The sequence below is a fragment of the Candidatus Rubrimentiphilum sp. genome, from assembly GCA_035710515.1.
Lineage (GTDB): Bacteria > Vulcanimicrobiota > Vulcanimicrobiia > Vulcanimicrobiales > Vulcanimicrobiaceae > Rubrimentiphilum.
This window is the reverse complement of record DASTDE010000004.1, coordinates 530,055-545,595: the sequence shown is the minus strand read 5'-3', so window position 1 is coordinate 545,595 and position 15,541 is coordinate 530,055. Positions and strand designations below refer to the sequence as shown.

Genomic DNA, 15,541 nt, shown 5'->3' with positions numbered 1-15,541 from the left:
GAGAGATGCCCCCTGTGGATAACTGCGACTTTGAGTATACCCGACCGGGGGCCGGGCGGCCTATCCCCAGGCGCGCTGCGCCTTCTTGAGAGCCGGCTCCAGCGCCGCGGCCTTCCACGCCTTGCCGCCCCAGAGGTCGCCTTCGGCCTGCAGGCGCTTGCGGGCATTGGCGATGGTCCAGCGGGCGTTGGCGGCCTCGGGGGTCGAGCGCTTCGCGCCCAGCGCCTTCAGCTCGGGCCAGGCCAGCGGCATCGAGACCGGCGCACCATCGCGCGCCCGGACACCGTAGGGTGGAACCACAGTCTTGCCGCGTCCGACCTGCACCCAGTCCAGCAGCACCGTGCCTTTGGGCCGCTTCGCAATAGAGCGCTCGAGCGTCGTCAGCTTCGGCAGCTCGTGCGCGACTTTGCGCGCGACAATCTCCGCAAACTGCTTGATCGCGTCGTACGAATACTTGGACTGCAGCGGTATTACGACGTGCAATCCGCTGCCGCCCGTTGTTTTTACGAGCGGCTTCAGGCCAATCTCGCCGAGCATGTCGTGAAATTCAAGCGCGACGGTCGCGAGCGTTTTCATCGTACAGCCTTCCGTGGGATCGAGATCGAAGAGCGCGTAGTCCGGGTGCTCCAGCGTCGGACGATGCGAATACCACACATGCAGGACGATCGCGGCGAGGTTCGCGCACCATGCGAGCGTGGCTTCGTCGTTACATAAGATGTAGGCGACTTTGCGCGATCCTTGATCGGCCGAAAGCGTCACCGTCTTGATCCACTCCGGCGTGAAGCGTGGCGCCTGCTTTTCAAAAAACGACTGCTTGTCGACGCCGTCCGGATAGCGCTGCAGCGTCAGCGGCCGATCTTTCAGGTGCGGCAAGAGCCACTTCGCGACGCTTAGGTAATACGCGATCAGGTCGCCCTTGGTGTAGCCGTCGTCCGGAAACAACACTTTCTCGAGATTCGAGAACGTGAGTTCGCGACCGCCGACCTTCGCCTGCTGCGTCGTGCGCGAAGCCACTACGTCACGTCGTCCGTGTCGATCGGCACCTCGCGCACGCAATCCTTCGGATTCTTGTCGAGGCGCAAACCCAAAAACGCCGGCTGGCGCATGACGCCGTCGCGCGTCCATTCCGTAAACCGGACTTCGCCGACGAGCTTCGGCTCCACAAAGTGCGCTTTTGTAACAGACTCGACGTCGTTGACGAACGGCGACGTTTTGCGTTCGGTCTTCTTAAGCTGCGCGGTGAGCGAAGCCAGCAACTTCGTATTGAACCCCGTCCCGACGGAGCCGACATAGTAGAGTTTCTTGCGATCGTAAAGCCCGACGAGAAGCGCGCCAAACCCCTTGCGGCTGCCGCGCGGTTCGGTAAAACCGCCGATCACGCACTCTTGCATCAGCTGCGCTTTGATCTTCACCCAGTCGCGCGTGCGGCGTTCCTGATACAGCGAGTCGCGCCGCTTTCCGATGATGCCTTCGAGCTGCTGCCGCTGCGCTTGTTCGAAGAACGTGCGCCCGTCGCCGGCCACGTGGTTTGAATACAGCACGAGACCGGTGTCGCCGATGACCTGCTCCAGAATGCCTTTGCGCCGTTCGAGCGGCGTCTTGCGCAAATCTTTGCCGTCCGCGTACAGCACGTCGAAGGCGACGTACGTCAATGGGTATTTCTTCGCTTCAGGCGACCGCGCACTCGGGCGCTGCCGGTTGAAGCTGCCCTGCAAGCGCTGAAACGACGACCGCCCGCGTTCGTCCAGGCTCACTATCTCGCCGTCAACGACGATCGGCAGCGACTTCCACGCGCCGCTCAGTTCTTCCAGCTCGGGGAACTGTTTTAGAAAATCCAGGCCGTTGCGCGAGACCAGTGAGAGCTTGCCGTTCTCGCGCACGGTACAGATCGCGCGATAGCCGTCCCACTTTATTTCGAAGAGCCAATCGTCGTCGTCGAACGGTTCGTCCACCAGCGTGGCCAGCATCGGCGTGTGAATGACCGGAATCGGATCGCGTTTAGCGCTTTTTTTTTCCTTGGTGGCTAAACGGCCCGACGCTTTCCGGCCCGAATCCCAATGCGGCGCGCGCGGATCGTTGGCGTACGATTCGACGGTGCGGCCGGTCTTCGCCGATTTGTTGTCTTTGGCGATATCGTATTTAGTGTTGACGTATTCGTCTTTGTCTTTGACCAGCAGCCACGGGTCGCCGCCCTCTTCGCCGCGGCCTCTGATCCGCACGAGCGTGAACTCACCGTGCAGTTTTTTCCCGAAGAGAATGAATTTTATTTTGCCTTTACCGATCTCCGCGGCGGGGTCGGTGCCGTCGGCAAGTTTATACGTGCCCTCATCCCACACGATCACTTCGCCCGCGCCATACTGACCCTTCGGAATGATGCCTTCGAACGTGCGGTAGTCGAACGGGTGATCTTCGACGTGCATCGCCAGGCGTTTATCGGCCGGATCGAGCGACGGCCCTTTGGGAACGGCCCACGACTTTAAAACGCCGTCAGCTTCAAGGCGAAAGTCGTAATGCAGCCGGGATGCGCGATGCTTCTGAATGACAAAACGCAAACGCTTGCCGCCCTTAACCGGCGCACCGCGTGGTTCGGGCGTCGCTTTAAAGTCGCGCTTGGCGTGATAACGTTTGAGCGAGCCGGGCTCCCGAACCCGACTCGCTCCAGAGGCTCGCTTTTTTACCGGCATTCTGCCGATATGGTGCGCGAGTCTAGACTCGCGCTCCTCGGCCGCTCAGCAGGTTGATGATGAGCAAGATCACGGCGATCACGAGGATGAGGTGGATCAGGCCGCCACCGACGTGGACCAGCAAGAATCCAACCAGCCAAATAACCACCAGGATGACGATAATCGTCCACAATAAACCGGCCATTAGGGTTTGGTGCCTCCTCCAGTAGTCGTGGTGTTGGTCGTCGTCGTCGTGCCGTTGTTCGTCGACGTGCTGCTCGACGTCACCGACCACGGATGCCAGACGAAGATACCAATCAGGATCGCAACGAGGACGACGATAACGATGCCTACGGCAGCCGCGCCGCTTCCGCTACCGTCGTTAACTACAACCGGTCCATCAGCCATACGAGTCACTGCTCCTTTCGAGTAGATGCCGGGCCCGTTATACCCAGAGTGCAAGCAAGCATATCGGGCGAAACCGCCTTTATGTGGCTTGTGTCCGGTCTCGTACTCTCGGTCGTGCTCGCGGGCGTGGCCTGGTGGCGCTCCCGGGCAGCGACCCGCACCTTTTACGAGGGCCACGTTTACGGGATGGGGCCAAGGGCCCATCAAGGCTATTGCCTAGCCTTCGCGGGACTTGCCGTGGCAATGCTGGCCGCGATCATGTGGCCGCCGCTGACCCTCCCGGCGTTGTCGGTCCTGGCGTTGGTCGCGATCTTGTACGGCTCCACGTTCCTGCGCGGCGCTTCGGGGGAAGATGAGTGAAGTGAGTTCGGAGTTTCATTTTTCGCCGCGTCCCAACCGCGCGAACGAAATCGCGTGGCGCGCGTGGGGAGAGACCGCGTTTTCCGAAGCGCGCCGCGATGACAAGCCGATTCTGCTTTCAATATCGGCCGTATGGTGCCATTGGTGCCACGTCATGGATGAAACGAGCTATTCGGATCCGCGCGTGATCGCAGCCATCAACGAGCGGTTCGTTCCGGTGCGCGTCGACAACGACCGCCGCCCCGACGTCAACGCGCGTTACAACCAAGGCGGCTGGCCGACCACGGCGTTTCTCGCGCCGGCCGGTGAGCTGCTCGCGGGCGCGACCTACATGCCGCCGGACCAACTGCTCGGCGCGCTCGATCAGATCGCCACATTTTATAAAGAGAACCGTACGCACGTGGAAGAGCGCGCCGCCGAGCTTCGGAAAGAAGCGGCGACACGCCGCGAAACCACGGGCGAGCTGCGCGAGACGATGATAGCGCGCGTGCTCGAAGAGATCGCCGACACCTACGATCCCGAGTACGGCGGCTTCGGCAGCGAACCGAAATTCCCAATGACCGACGTGCTGGATTTTCTCTTGCAAGAGTATCGCGTCACCGGCGATGAGCGATTGTACGAGATGGTCGCCAAATCGATGCTCGCGATGGCCGGCGGCGGGACGTACGATCACGTCGAAGGCGGATTCTTCCGTTATTCGACTACGCGCGATTGGAGCGTTCCGCATTTCGAGAAGATGACCGAGGATCACGCGGCGCTGCTGCGCATCCTCGCCGAACTGGCGCGCACGACTCGAAACAACAGTTTTCGTGCGACGCTCGAATCCGCGCTGCGGTATGTCCGGACGGTGCTCCGCGATTCAAAAACGCACTTTTTCGCGGGCAGCCAGGACGCAGATGAAGCTTATTTTGCGTTGCCGCTCGAGCAACGCCGCAAACGCGAGGCGCCGTACGTCGACCGGACCTCGTACACGAATTGGACTGCCGCGATGGCCGGCGCGTTCGCGCTGGCGAGCGCCGCGCTCGACGATGACGACTTGCTGCGCGAGGCCGAGGCCACCCTCGACGCACTGCACGATCACATGCGCGACGACGATGGCCTGCTCTTTCACTATGTCGAGCCCGGCGGAAAACCGCAAGTGCGCGGACTGCTCGCCGACCAGTCGGCGTATTTGCGCGCACTGCTCGATGCGCACGAGTGCGGCGGCGAACCGCGCTTTTTCACGCGAGCGCGCGAACTGGCCATTGCGATCGAACGCCGCTTCGCGGCGCCGGACGGCGGCTTCTACGATCACGCGGGTATCGAAGAGCAGCTGGGTAACCTCGCGAACCGCCAACGCCCGCTTGCCGATAACTCGCTACTGGCCGAAAATTTCTTGCGTTTGGCGTCGCTTGCCAACGATGAACCGCGCAGGCAAGTAGCCGAACGTACGCTGCAAGTGTATGCATCGAACTACGGTGGGATGCGCATGTTTGCTGCTCCGTTTGCCCGGGCGCTGCGGCGCTACTTCAGTCGCGAATTATCGGTGATGCTGATTGGCGATCCCGGAGAGACGGCGGACCTGCGCGAGGCCGCGCGCGCGCTGCCGGATCCGATGCTAACGGTCTGCACGATCTCGCCGGGCGACTCGCAAGCATTGCGAGACCGCGGAATGGACTCCGCATCCGCGCCGGTCGCTTATTTATGCCGTGGAAACGTCTGCGGCTCGCCGGCCCGCACGACGGCCGAATTACGCACGGCTTTCGAACAGCTGGCTTAGTTGCCCGGTCGCAAGATTGCGTTCCAATACCACACGCCGTAGAGACAAGCCGCGCACGAATAGACGATCAGCGCTTTCACCCAGAGCGGAATCTTCTCACGAGCTGCGAGCGCCATCAACGCAAAGAGAAACGGCTCGAAGTCGAGCGCGTGGCGCATTCCGTACTGCGCGAAGCCGTTGACGTAGTAGACGAACGATGGAATCGCGACGAGAATCGTCGCCGACCAGAGCGCAACGACGAACGCGCGCGGCCGCCGGGCCCAGAGTGCGAAGATCAGCGCCGGCGAAATCCACGTTAACGCGATGCCGGAGTACGACGGCTTGATCCACGGGAACGTCGACGCGAAGTCCGGATGCTGGACGAAAAACGACCAGAGCTGATACTTCAGATACTGTAATTGAAACGGTGAGCCCGTCGGCGAGCCCGCGGTGTCCTGGTGGTACCACGTTACATAGCCGATGTCCGCGATCGTGCCCCAGCGCGAGAGATTATATGCGACATAGAGCGCGCCCGCGGCAAGGAGAACGCCCACAAACCCTATGAGCGGCGCGCGAAGGCGTGCCCGATCGAGCCGCCAAACATCCGGGCGCGCATCCCGAGCGAGCAAGAGTGCCGCGTAGACCGGAAGCGCCAGCACCAGCGAAAAACGCGACCCGGCCGCGGCGATCGCAAAGAGCGCAACCAGCCATCCACGACGTTTTCCGCAGAGTTCCGCTAACGCCAGCAGCGTGAACGCCACCGCGCTGACGTGCGCGATGAACCACACGTCGCCGAGCGAGGCGCACCATAAGAGATCCGTACCGGCGAGTAAGAAGATCGTGAGCCACAGGTTCGCTCGCCGCGAGATCCCCAAACGCTCGCCGAGTTCCCACGCCGCGCCGATCGCAACTCCGGCCAGCACGGCCGCCAGCAACGTCTGGTTCGCAGCCGTTCCCGCAATCGCAACGTACGGCAGAAGCAGCAGCGCGGGAACGGGGCCTTCGATCACATAGTGCTGGCCGTTATAGGCGAGTGCATCGATATATGCACCGGGCCAGGTGATCCACGTGTGGCCGTGCAGCAGCGCGGCGGCGAGCAGCACATAATTGTTATAGGGCGTCGATCGGAAATGGCCGGCGATAAGCGTGAGCAGCACGGCCGCCATCCCCGCAAGGATCGAACGGCGGTTCATTCTTTAACGATCCGGTATACGTCGGGCGAGCCCGGAATCTTTACCAGGCGATAGCCCGGAACCGATCCGTAGACCTGATCGACGACGTACACGTGGCGCCCTTGCCGTATCCAGCCCGGTACGCGCGCGGCTTCGTCGCTCAGCCACGCGCTATCCACGATGCGCCGTCCGAGTGAGCGATCGACGTACGCTGCATATGCGAGTGCGGTTGAATCGATCCAGGGCGCGAGCAACACCGCATCGTCGGGCGTGTGGGCGACGACGGTGCCGATAAGACCCGACGCGCCGCTCGAGTGGCGCTGATTGAACGTGTCCCTGTTGATGAGCAACAAGCCGATCGCGAGGCCCGCCACCACGACGATGCACGCCGTCCGCATCTCAGGCATCGCGCGGGCGATTGCCGATGCGCCATAGCCCGCAAAGATGGCGACGACGAGACAGGGGATCAAGTAATAGCGCGCGATGTCGGCTTCGATCGTGTAACCGAAAGCGAAGATCGCCGGAATCGTGCCGGCCAGCAAGAGCGCGATCGCAAGTGCAGCGTCGCGGCGCGCGAGTGCGACGATACCTCCGAGCGCGAGCAAGATGCCAAACGGCGTGAACTCGCGCCACAGCTGCTCCAAGAACGGCGGCGCACCGTCATGGTATGTGCGCGGGTTTACCATCGCTGCCAGAAAGCCGGTCGATCCATATTCCGATCCGCTCACCTCGTGTTTGAATCCGTCCCACGAAGCGGGATGATTCATGTCCCAAAATGCCTTGCCCGGAGCGTCGCCCAGTTGCAGGGTCGGATCGAGCCGCGCCTGCGTGATCATCGCGCTGCGTACCGGCAGGTACGCGTAGCAGGCAAGGCCGCAAATCAGCACCGCGAGACCGGCCGCAAAAACGCGCAGCTTGAGCTGACGGATTCGCGTGAATACTACCACGAGCAGCGCAGGTGCGAACAACGCGACGACGGGATGCGTTGCAACGCCCAAGCCCCAACACAACGCGCCGGCCATGAACGAGCGCGGCTCGCCACGGACGTACCATCGCACCGTGAAGTAGAGTGTGAGCGCCGCAAGACAGACGGCAAGTGCGTGCACTTCGGCCCGCGTACCGCGCGTCCAAACAATTTGACCGAAAGCGAAGACGCAAGCAGCACCGAGCGCGATCCACGTTTCCGCATCCAACTCGCGCAAAATGCGGAAGACCGCCCACGATGCAACGCTCATGGCGATCGCGCTAAAGAGCGCGATACGCCACGCCACCGGCCCGATGGCAACGACGTGCGCGAAAATACCGGCGCCTATCGTGAAGACCGGAAATCCGGTGGGATGCGCGATCCCAAAGATCCACGGAACCACTTGAGACTCGCCCGTATCCCAATAGCTCACCGCGCCGTCCAGCGAGGCGGCGAACACCGCCAGCGGCAGCAGCCACGCCGCCCACGGCGCAACGCGCGCCGCTAGAATGTTGGCAGAACTGCCGGCGGCAGCGCTTTGGGAGCTTGGAATGTCGATTTTGGCAGGCTCGCCGGAAATTGGTAGGCCGTAAATAAGATCCGTTCGCGCGCGGCGCGCCCGTTGATGGTTCCCTGCACGGCAATTGAAGACGGCACCCAATACTTGCCCGCCGCAGTAAACGTCAGTGTGCCGTTGCCGCGCGCGCCGACGCCGGTACTGCGAAAACGGATCTCGCGCGGCAAGAACGTGCGGCCGTCGATCGTCAGGCTTGCCACGGTGTATGACGCCGGCGCTCCTAACGGAACCGCGCGGTAAAGATAATCGTACCGGTTGGCCGCGCGTATCGGACGGACGAACAGGAAGACGTAGCGTGCGGCTCGCGGAGCCAAACTCTGGAGCGTGTAGCGGTTGCGGTACCGCGCGATGCGCGTGAACTTCTGCGCAACGCCGTCCACGACCAGCGTCTCGTCGCGCACCAGGTTGCCGCTGCGGTAGACGCGATGCGTTTGATCGATGTCTTGCGGCCCGGCTTGCGAAACCGCATACATGAAGATCATCGTTTGCGGATCTTTGACCACGCCGAGCCGAGCTTCGTAACGCTGCAGCACCAGCTGGGAGTCGAGCACGTTCGGCGGAGCGATCGCCGCAAAGAGCAGCGACGCGAGCAGCAGTTTCACGCCGAAAGAACGGCTTCGCGGATCGCTTTGAGCGCGTCCGGAGCGCCCGCCGGATTCTTTCCGCCGCCTTGAGCCTGACCGGGCTGTCCGCCGCCACGGCCGTTTACGAACGGCGCGGCCAGCTTCACCAAGTTGCCGGCGTGGACGCCGGCCTTCACCATGTCGTCGCTCGCGCTCACGAGCAGGCTCACCGTGCCGTTGTCGATGCCGGCCAGTGCGATCACGCCCGTGCGCATGCGCTGCCGGATCGCGCTGCTCAAGTGCCGCAGCGCCTCGGAGTTGGCCTCCGGGACGACCGCGCCGACGAAGCTGCGATCGCCTTTGTGTTCCGCCTTGTCGAGGTACGTCTGCGCGTCGGCTCCGGCCAAGCGCGCCCGCAAATCGCCGACGGCATTCTGCAGTTCCTTGACGTCGGTTTGCAGCTTTTCAATTCGTTCGCCGAGCTCTTCAGGCGAAGTGGCCAGCGACGTTGCCAGCCCGCTCACCAACTCTTGCTGGCGCTGTACGTACTCTTCGGCGGTGCGCGAAACGCACGACTCGATGCGGCGAATGCCGCTGCCGATCGAAAACTCGCTCAGAATGAGGAAGAGACCCAGTTCGCCGGTCGAGTGCGAGTGCGTGCCGCCGCAGAATTCAACCGAAGGACCGGCTTGGACCACGCGCACACGCTCGCCGTATTTTTCGCCGAACATCATAATCGCGCCGCTGGCGCGCGCTTCCTCGATCGGCATCACGCGCGTCTCCAGCGGCGTGTCGTCGCGGATCATCTCGTTCACGCGGTGCGCAATCTCGCGCTTTTGTCCGGCCGCCAGCGCGCCGTGCGGCCATCGGAAATCGAAACGCATGCGATCGATGCCAACCCACGAACCCGCCTGCGCCACGTCATCGCCCAGCACGTCCTTGAGCGCGCGCTGCAACAAATGCGCCGAGGTGTGGTGGCGGCGGATCTCGCGGCGCCAATCTGCGTACACTTCCGTCCGGACGCGCTCGCCTGGACGTAACTCGCCCGAACGCAGCGTGCCGATGTGCGCGATCGCTTCACCGACGTACTGCGTATCGGTCACTTCGAAAAACGCAGAGTCGGTGCGCAGCACGCCGTGGTCGCCGATCTGCCCGCCCCGTTCCGCATAAAATGACGTGCGATCGAGCAGCACTTGTCCGCTCTCGCCTTCACGCAACTGCGCCACGGACTGATCGTCCTTGAGCAGCGCGACGATCTCGCCCTCGCTCTCGAGGCCGTCGTATCCGGTGAATTCACTCTTGACTGCCGGTAGATCCGCGAGCGTGACCGCGGGTTTCTTGGCGGCCGCGTCGCGCCGCGCGCGCTCGCGCTGCTCGTTCATCGCCGCTTCGAACGCCGGCATGTCGACGGTGAGTCCGCGCTCGCCTGCAATCTCGCGCGTCAACTCGACCGGAAAACCATATGTATCGTGCAACTCGAAGGCGTCTTTGCCCGGCACCACTTTCGACTTGACTACCTTCGGCTCGTCGAAGAGTGCGGCGCAGCGCGCCATTCCGCGTTCGAGCGTGCGGTCGAAGGTCTGCTCTTCCGCGCGCAGCGCTTGCTGAATGCGCGACAGATTGGCCCGCAGCTCGGGATAGCCCGTTTCGAGCGATTTCACGACCGCCGGCACGAGTTCGGTGAGAAAACCGTCGGGATAGCCCAAGAGGCGCCCATTGCGAATCGCACGCCGGATTAAGAAACGCAGAACGTAGCCGCGATCCGTGTTGCTGGGATAGATTCCGTCGTTGATCAAAAACGTTGCGGCGCGCGCATGGTCGGCGATAATGTTGCGCCGTTCCAGCTGATCTTTCGCGGAGAGCTGGGACTTGGGCGTAGGCTGCGCTTCGACGATCCCGGTGAAGAGATCGGTCTCGTACATCGATGACTTGCCGTTGGCGATCGCCAGAGTCCGATCGAAACCCATTCCCGTGTCGATCTGCTTGCGCGGCAACTCTTCCAGCGTCCCGTCCGCCGTGCGGTTGAACTGCTGGAAGACGATGTTCCAGAACTCGATCTTCTCGGATCCGGTATCGAAGAACATCTCGGTGCACGGTCCGCACGGCCCGGTGGCTCCCATCGTCCAAAAGTTATCTTCGTCCAACCGCGAGATGCGATCGGCCGGAATGCCGATCTCGTCGCGCCAGATCTTTTCGGCTTCATCGTCGTCGATGTGGACGGTGATCGAGATGCGCTTCGGATCGAGCTTCAGCACCTTCGTGACGAACTCCCAAGCGTAGGCGATCGCCTCGCGCTTGTAGTAGCCGCCGAAGCTGAAGTTGCCGAGCATCTCAAGGAACGTGCCGTGGCGCCCGGTACGGCCGACGTGTTCGATGTCACTCTTCGCGCCGGCGACGCGCAAACAACGCTGCACCGTCACCGCGTTTTCGGCCGGCGGCGGTTCGTCGCCCAAGAACGCCGGCACGAACTGCTCCATACCGGCGATCGTAAAGAGCGTCGTCGACATCGCGTCCGGAATCAGGCTCGCCGGCGGGACGAGTTTATGTCCCCGAGCCGTAAAAAACTCGACGAACGCCGAGCGCAGCTCCTGGCTTTTCATGAAGGGAACCTATTTGGCGGGGGTCGCTGCCGGGGCCTACTCCTGGAGCACGTTGCGAAGTTTTTCGAGCGCCTTCTGCTGCAGACGCGAGACGTGCATCTGCGAGACGTTGAGCCGCTTAGCGATCTCGGTTTGTGAAACGCTTTCGTAGAAGCGTAAATACAGAATGACGCGTTCGCGGCCGGAGAGCACCTCGAAGGCGCGTTCGAGATTGGCCTTATCCTCGAGCAACGCAAGTCCGGCGTCGGTCGTGCCGATGTAATCGGCCAGCGTCTGCGACTTTTTGTCGCCTTCGCCGGAGAGCTCGGTATCGAGCGAGAGCAAGTTGTACGCTTGCCCGAGTTCCTGAGCTTCGAGAACGTCTTCTTCGGTGACGCTGAGATGCTCGGCGAGTTCGCCGACGGTTGGGCTGCGCCCGATCTTCACGGAGAGCTTTTCGATCGCCCGGTTGACGGCAAGGTTCAACTCTTGCAGCCGGCGCGGAACTTTGACCGCCCATCCCTTGTCGCGGAAGTAGCGTTTGATCTCGCCCACGATGGTCGGCGTCGCGTACGTGGTGAATTCGACGCCGCGTTCCAAATCGAACCGGTCGATGGCTTTAAGCAATCCGACCGTCCCGACCTGAATGAGATCGTCCAGCGCCTCGCCGCGATTGGCGAACTTCACCGCGAGGTAGCGCACCAAGTTTAAGTGCGCAACGACAAGCTCGCTGCGTACTTTCTCATAGGCGGGAGAACCTGGGTGCGCCTTTGCCGTAGCGAAGCGCGCGAATGCTTCACGCGTCTTATGACGGTCCCAACGCTCCTCGTCGGTGTGCGACTGCACTACTTCGCTCTAATGGGAGACTTTTTTCGTCATTACAAGATTCGTGCCGCGTTCCGGATGCACGTCGTACTCGACCGAGTCCATCAGCGAACGAATGAGAAAGACTCCCAGGCCGCCGACGCGCGGTTCGTCTATCCGCCGCGGCTGGATGCCTTCGAGGCGCGTACCGCGCCCGAAGTCGCGAACCCGCACCGTCAATCCCTCGGGTCCGGTTTCGCAAGTGATTTGAATTTGGTCGCTGCCTTCGGCGTGCTGAATGCAATTCGTGCATGCCTCGGCAACTGCGAGTTTGACGTCCTCGATGTCCTCGATTGAGAAATTCAACCTGTTCGCCACGGCCGCGACCGCCAAACGGGCAACAGCAACCCATTCGGCCTTACTCGGAATCCGCAATTCGACGGTTCCCAGCGTACCTTGGGACGGCGGCATGACCGGCTGGTTCAAACGAGCGCCTTCATCGCGGAATCTTCGTCGTCGAAGATTCCGAAGATTTTTACCAATCCGGTGATGTCGAAGATCTTCTTGATCTGCGGATTCGTGCAGACGAGATTCACGCTGCCGCCGTGCTCGCGAACCCGCTTCAGGCCGCCGATCAAAACACCGAGCCCGGTCGAGTCGATGTATCGAACGTTCTCGAGGTTGATGATGAGATTGTAATGGCCTTTGTCAATCAACTCGCCGATCGCATCTTTGACCTTCGGCGAAGTGTACACGTCGATCTCGCCGTTGAGATCGACGACGTAGGTATCGCCTTTGGTTTCTCGCACGTTCACTTTAATATCCACACTGGCTCCTATGTCTCGGACGCTTTGCGTGTTAGGTCGTCGCGCAAATTGTCCGATGCCGATTGCGCTTCGTTTACTGCCGAGGAGATGTTCGATCGCGCGCTGTCCACCACGTCTTTGCCGCGCTTGTAGAGATCGCGCAAGTCATCGGTGGCGTCCATGGCCATGTTTTGCGCCTCGCGCGCTTTTCCGACGATGAGATCGCGTGCGTCCTCTTGCATGACGATGTACGCAAGGATCGCTCCCGCGATCGCTCCCGCCACGAACCCTCCGACGAAACCGTTGTTGCCGCGCGTGCTGCCGTTTGAATTCTGTTCGCTCATGATCGCCCTCCATTTGAATTCCCGCGCACTAGCCGGCGCAGGCCCGCGCTGATCCCGCCCAGCGTCGCTCCCACGTTGACTATCGCCGGCGAGATAGCTTCTTGTGTCAGTTTGGCCGCGTTGGCGACCGATCCGGCTACTTGTTCGACTGCCGAAACCGTTCCGGAGAGGCGCGCGAGCGCGCGATCCGCGGTGTCGGCGATTCCGCCGACATGCGTCAGCGTCTCCGCAACCGGCTTACCCAGCGACGCAATCTGCTCGTCCACGCCGTCGAGCGTGCGATTCAGACGCCGCAACGTCCGCGCCAGTCCGAGCATAGCCACAAATATGCCTAAGCCGGCCAAGAACGCGCCCAGCCCGCCCGCTACATCGAGAAAGGCAGTCCAGTAAGAAACCGTACTCAAAAGTGACCTCCGCCGGGTGTGGCCGGACGTGAACCAACTATTCCCCGTTCTGCTTCATTTGAAAAGCCGAAGGCGGTTCGCAAGCCGGAGACAGCCCCAATCAGGGTGTCCCCGGCGCGCGTAATTTCTTCCTCGTTGGTCGTGCGTCCGAGGGAGAGACGAACGACGCCCCGCAGCCACTCGGGCGCCAATCCAAGCGAGCCGAGCACGTGACTCGGCTCGACCACGCCCGAGGCGCAGGCGCTTCCGGCCGAAACCGCCAGCCCGTCCATATCCAAGCGCGCGATCAGCCCATCCGATTCGACGCCCAAAATCGACAGATTCAAATTGTTCGGAAGCCGCTTTGCGCCGGCGCCGTTCACGCGCACTCCGTCGAGCCGCTCGCAGATCGCCGCCTCCAAACGGTCGCGCAATTTTCCGGCTCGCTCCGCGGTCACGGCGCGCTCGGCACTCGCCAGTTCAAGCGCACGCGCCATTCCCACTATGCCGGCCACGTTTTCGGTGCCGGCGCGTTTTGCAAACTCCTGGCCGCCGCCGTGCACCAGCGCTTCGATCGGCGTGCCTTCGCGCACGAAAAGCGCGCCGACGCCTTTGGGACCGTAGAATTTGTGCGCCGCAATGGAGAGCAGATCGACCTCGAGTTCGCGCACGTCGATCGGCAAATACGCGGGCGCCTGCACAGCATCGGTGTGAAACAGCGCACCGCGCGCATGCGCCATCCGCGCCAACTGCGCGATCGGAGCGATCGTCCCGATCTCGTTGTTCGCATAGGCGATCGACGCGAGCACGGTATCGGCGCGCAAGACCGAGGCAAATTCTTGAGGATCGACGTTTCCTTGCGAATCGACCGGCAGCAGCGTGATCTCCCAACCTTCACTTTGAAGGGCCTCCAGCGTGTGCAAGACGGCGTGGTGCTCGGTAACCGCCGAGACGAGATGACGGCCGCGGGCGCGCGACGCCCGCGCGGCGCCGGCGATTCCCAGGTTGTCCGCCTCCGAGCCGCTGCCGGTGAAGACGATCTCCTTGGGCTTGGCTCCCAGAATGCGCGCGATCCGCTCGCGAGCGTCGTCCAAGGCGGCCCTGGCGGCCCGCCCCTCGGCGTGGACGGAGCTCGGATTGTAGCCGCCCGGGCCGAAAAAAGGCAGCATCGCCTCGAGCGCTTCGGGGCGCACGGGCGTGGTGGCGGCATGGTCCAAATAAATCCGCTGCATTTCAGGATATTCTCAGAACTCGGCGGTAGGCTCTATTCGTGCGAAGCTCCATTGCACACTCCGAGAAGTAGCAACGGGGAAGACGGTCCGGGAAACGCCCGGGCCGTCTTCATTTTTTAGGGCTTCCGAAGCACCACGTTGACGTACGTCATGGCCACGCTCAGCGTCCCGTCGGTCGCGCGGTTGTAGCGCGCGACGGCCTCGCGCAGCTCCTCGCTCACCGCCGGCACTTGCTCGGGCGGCAGATTGTCGAAAAGCATCTTCATCGGCCCGAAATAGTTGCGGAAAGTATCGAACCAGGCGTCGAGATTTGCGAAATCCATCCGGAACGATCGATCGAGTAAACGCATCTCTTTCACTTTTCCGCCGAAGAGCCGCTGAAGTCCGGGCACCGTTCCCCATTCAATCGGCGGGCGCGATCCGGGCGGCGGCGGCGGAGCGTACTTTCTTCCCAGGCCGAACATCGCGCCGGGAAAACTTTCGGGCGTCCAATTGGAAAGGCCGATCGTTCCGCCCGGTTTGCAGACTCGCAACAATTCGCTCGCCGCGCGTTCTTGATTTGGCGCAAACATCACGCCGAACGTCGAGAGCACGAAGTCGAAGGACGCATCCGGAAAGGGCAGCTCTTCGGCAGTCCCGGTGAGAAACTCGATCTTAAATCCCTCTGCTTCCGCGCGGATGCGCGCACGCTCGATGAGCTTGTCAACCAAATCGAGTCCCGTTACGTGCGCTCCATACCGCGCCGCCGATAACGCCGTGTTGCCGCTTCCACAGGCGACGTCGAGCACACGCGCTTCAGCGCCGAGGCCGCAATCTTCGCACAGCGCGTCGCCCGCGTTGTGCGTTCTTCCGATAACGTGAAAATCGCCGAGCTTCCATGGAGATGGAGCCATAGGTACAGCCGTCATGTTCGGTCCTCCAGAGCCCAGATGAATACGGGAGATGCGT

Annotated in this window: 17 protein-coding genes; 2 read left to right on the top strand and 15 right to left on the bottom strand. The window is 62.1% G+C overall.

Annotated features, from left to right (window positions below; translation table 11 throughout):
* Nucleotides 1–60: 60 nt before the first annotated feature.
* Genes ligD (VFO29_11755) through VFO29_11740 form a run of 4 tightly spaced genes read right to left on the bottom strand, consistent with a single transcriptional unit; the run spans nucleotide 61 to nucleotide 3,080 of the window.
* Nucleotides 61–1,014, bottom strand: a complete 954-nt coding sequence (ligD, locus tag VFO29_11755; protein ID HET9394180.1) for a non-homologous end-joining DNA ligase — start codon at nucleotides 1,012–1,014, stop codon at nucleotides 61–63.
* Nucleotides 1,014–2,684 (bottom strand): non-homologous end-joining DNA ligase, encoded by a 1,671-nt coding sequence (ligD, locus tag VFO29_11750; protein ID HET9394179.1) that lies wholly within the window; start codon nucleotides 2,682–2,684, stop codon nucleotides 1,014–1,016. Before ligD (VFO29_11750) ends, ligD (VFO29_11755) begins: the two co-directional genes overlap by 1 nt.
* 22 nt (nucleotides 2,685–2,706) lie before the next feature.
* Nucleotides 2,707–2,868, bottom strand: coding sequence for a lmo0937 family membrane protein (locus VFO29_11745; protein HET9394178.1), 162 nt, complete (start codon nucleotides 2,866–2,868; stop codon nucleotides 2,707–2,709).
* Entirely contained in the window at nucleotides 2,868–3,080 is a 213-nt protein-coding gene (locus VFO29_11740; GenBank protein ID HET9394177.1) for a hypothetical protein, read from the bottom strand. The genes VFO29_11745 and VFO29_11740 overlap by 1 nt, the downstream gene beginning before the upstream one ends.
* 72 nt (nucleotides 3,081–3,152) lie before the next feature.
* Between VFO29_11740 and VFO29_11735 the strand changes: the two genes are divergently transcribed.
* A complete protein-coding gene (locus VFO29_11735; GenBank protein ID HET9394176.1) occupies nucleotides 3,153–3,431 on the top strand; it encodes a hypothetical protein in 279 nt (92 codons plus the stop codon).
* 1 nt (nucleotide 3,432) lies between these two features.
* Nucleotides 3,433–5,190: a DUF255 domain-containing protein gene (locus VFO29_11730; GenBank protein HET9394175.1), complete on the top strand. Its 1,758-nt coding sequence runs from the start codon at nucleotides 3,433–3,435 to the stop codon at nucleotides 5,188–5,190.
* Here VFO29_11730 and VFO29_11725 read toward each other — a convergent pair.
* The 11 genes from VFO29_11725 to VFO29_11675 form a co-directional block, all read right to left on the bottom strand.
* On the bottom strand, nucleotides 5,187–6,362 hold the full coding sequence (locus VFO29_11725; GenBank protein ID HET9394174.1) for a hypothetical protein: 1,176 nt from the start codon (nucleotides 6,360–6,362) through the stop codon (nucleotides 5,187–5,189). The genes VFO29_11730 and VFO29_11725 overlap by 4 nt on opposite strands.
* On the bottom strand, nucleotides 6,359–7,765 hold the full coding sequence (locus VFO29_11720; protein ID HET9394173.1) for a DUF2723 domain-containing protein: 1,407 nt from the start codon (nucleotides 7,763–7,765) through the stop codon (nucleotides 6,359–6,361). The genes VFO29_11725 and VFO29_11720 overlap by 4 nt, the downstream gene beginning before the upstream one ends.
* A 44-nt stretch (nucleotides 7,766–7,809) precedes the next feature.
* Nucleotides 7,810–8,484 carry a hypothetical protein gene (locus VFO29_11715; protein HET9394172.1) on the bottom strand — a complete coding sequence of 225 codons (675 nt, stop codon included), beginning with the start codon at nucleotides 8,482–8,484 and terminating at the stop codon, nucleotides 7,810–7,812.
* Nucleotides 8,481–11,045, bottom strand: a complete 2,565-nt coding sequence (alaS, locus tag VFO29_11710) for an alanine--tRNA ligase (protein HET9394171.1) — start codon at nucleotides 11,043–11,045, stop codon at nucleotides 8,481–8,483. The genes VFO29_11715 and alaS overlap by 4 nt, the downstream gene beginning before the upstream one ends.
* Before the next feature lie 36 nt (nucleotides 11,046–11,081).
* Nucleotides 11,082–11,870 (bottom strand): RNA polymerase sigma factor SigF, encoded by a 789-nt coding sequence (locus tag VFO29_11705; protein HET9394170.1) that lies wholly within the window; start codon nucleotides 11,868–11,870, stop codon nucleotides 11,082–11,084.
* A gap of 9 nt (nucleotides 11,871–11,879) precedes the next feature.
* Nucleotides 11,880–12,314, bottom strand: coding sequence for an ATP-binding protein (locus VFO29_11700; GenBank protein HET9394169.1), 435 nt, complete (start codon nucleotides 12,312–12,314; stop codon nucleotides 11,880–11,882).
* Nucleotides 12,311–12,655 (bottom strand): STAS domain-containing protein, encoded by a 345-nt coding sequence (locus VFO29_11695; GenBank protein ID HET9394168.1) that lies wholly within the window; start codon nucleotides 12,653–12,655, stop codon nucleotides 12,311–12,313. The genes VFO29_11700 and VFO29_11695 overlap by 4 nt, the downstream gene beginning before the upstream one ends.
* A gap of 8 nt (nucleotides 12,656–12,663) precedes the next feature.
* The gene (locus tag VFO29_11690) at nucleotides 12,664–12,978 is read right to left on the bottom strand and encodes a hypothetical protein (GenBank protein HET9394167.1); all 315 of its coding nucleotides are present in this window, start codon (nucleotides 12,976–12,978) and stop codon (nucleotides 12,664–12,666) included.
* Nucleotides 12,975–13,382 carry a DUF948 domain-containing protein gene (locus VFO29_11685; GenBank protein ID HET9394166.1) on the bottom strand — a complete coding sequence of 136 codons (408 nt, stop codon included), beginning with the start codon at nucleotides 13,380–13,382 and terminating at the stop codon, nucleotides 12,975–12,977. Before VFO29_11685 ends, VFO29_11690 begins: the two co-directional genes overlap by 4 nt.
* Nucleotides 13,379–14,593: a cysteine desulfurase family protein gene (locus tag VFO29_11680; GenBank protein ID HET9394165.1), complete on the bottom strand. Its 1,215-nt coding sequence runs from the start codon at nucleotides 14,591–14,593 to the stop codon at nucleotides 13,379–13,381. The genes VFO29_11685 and VFO29_11680 overlap by 4 nt, the downstream gene beginning before the upstream one ends.
* A 116-nt stretch (nucleotides 14,594–14,709) precedes the next feature.
* Nucleotides 14,710–15,486: a class I SAM-dependent methyltransferase gene (locus tag VFO29_11675; protein ID HET9394164.1), complete on the bottom strand. Its 777-nt coding sequence runs from the start codon at nucleotides 15,484–15,486 to the stop codon at nucleotides 14,710–14,712.
* Between the last annotated feature and the right edge of the window lie 55 nt (nucleotides 15,487–15,541).

Excerpts from the sequence above, each read along its gene's own strand:
- VFO29_11675 (HET9394164.1), bottom strand. The coding sequence starts at position 15,486 with ATGGCTCCATCTCCATGGAAGCTCGGCGATTTTCACGTTATCGGAAGA.
- alaS (HET9394171.1), bottom strand. The coding sequence starts at position 11,045 with ATGAAAAGCCAGGAGCTGCGCTCGGCGTTCGTCGAGTTTTTTACGGCT.
- VFO29_11725 (HET9394174.1), bottom strand. The coding sequence starts at position 6,362 with ATGAACCGCCGTTCGATCCTTGCGGGGATGGCGGCCGTGCTGCTCACG.
- VFO29_11690 (HET9394167.1), bottom strand. The coding sequence starts at position 12,978 with ATGAGCGAACAGAATTCAAACGGCAGCACGCGCGGCAACAACGGTTTC.
- VFO29_11745 (HET9394178.1), bottom strand. The coding sequence starts at position 2,868 with ATGGCCGGTTTATTGTGGACGATTATCGTCATCCTGGTGGTTATTTGG.
- VFO29_11680 (HET9394165.1), bottom strand. The coding sequence starts at position 14,593 with ATGCAGCGGATTTATTTGGACCATGCCGCCACCACGCCCGTGCGCCCC.
- ligD (HET9394179.1), bottom strand. The coding sequence starts at position 2,684 with ATGCCGGTAAAAAAGCGAGCCTCTGGAGCGAGTCGGGTTCGGGAGCCC.
- VFO29_11735 (HET9394176.1), top strand. The coding sequence starts at position 3,153 with ATGTGGCTTGTGTCCGGTCTCGTACTCTCGGTCGTGCTCGCGGGCGTG.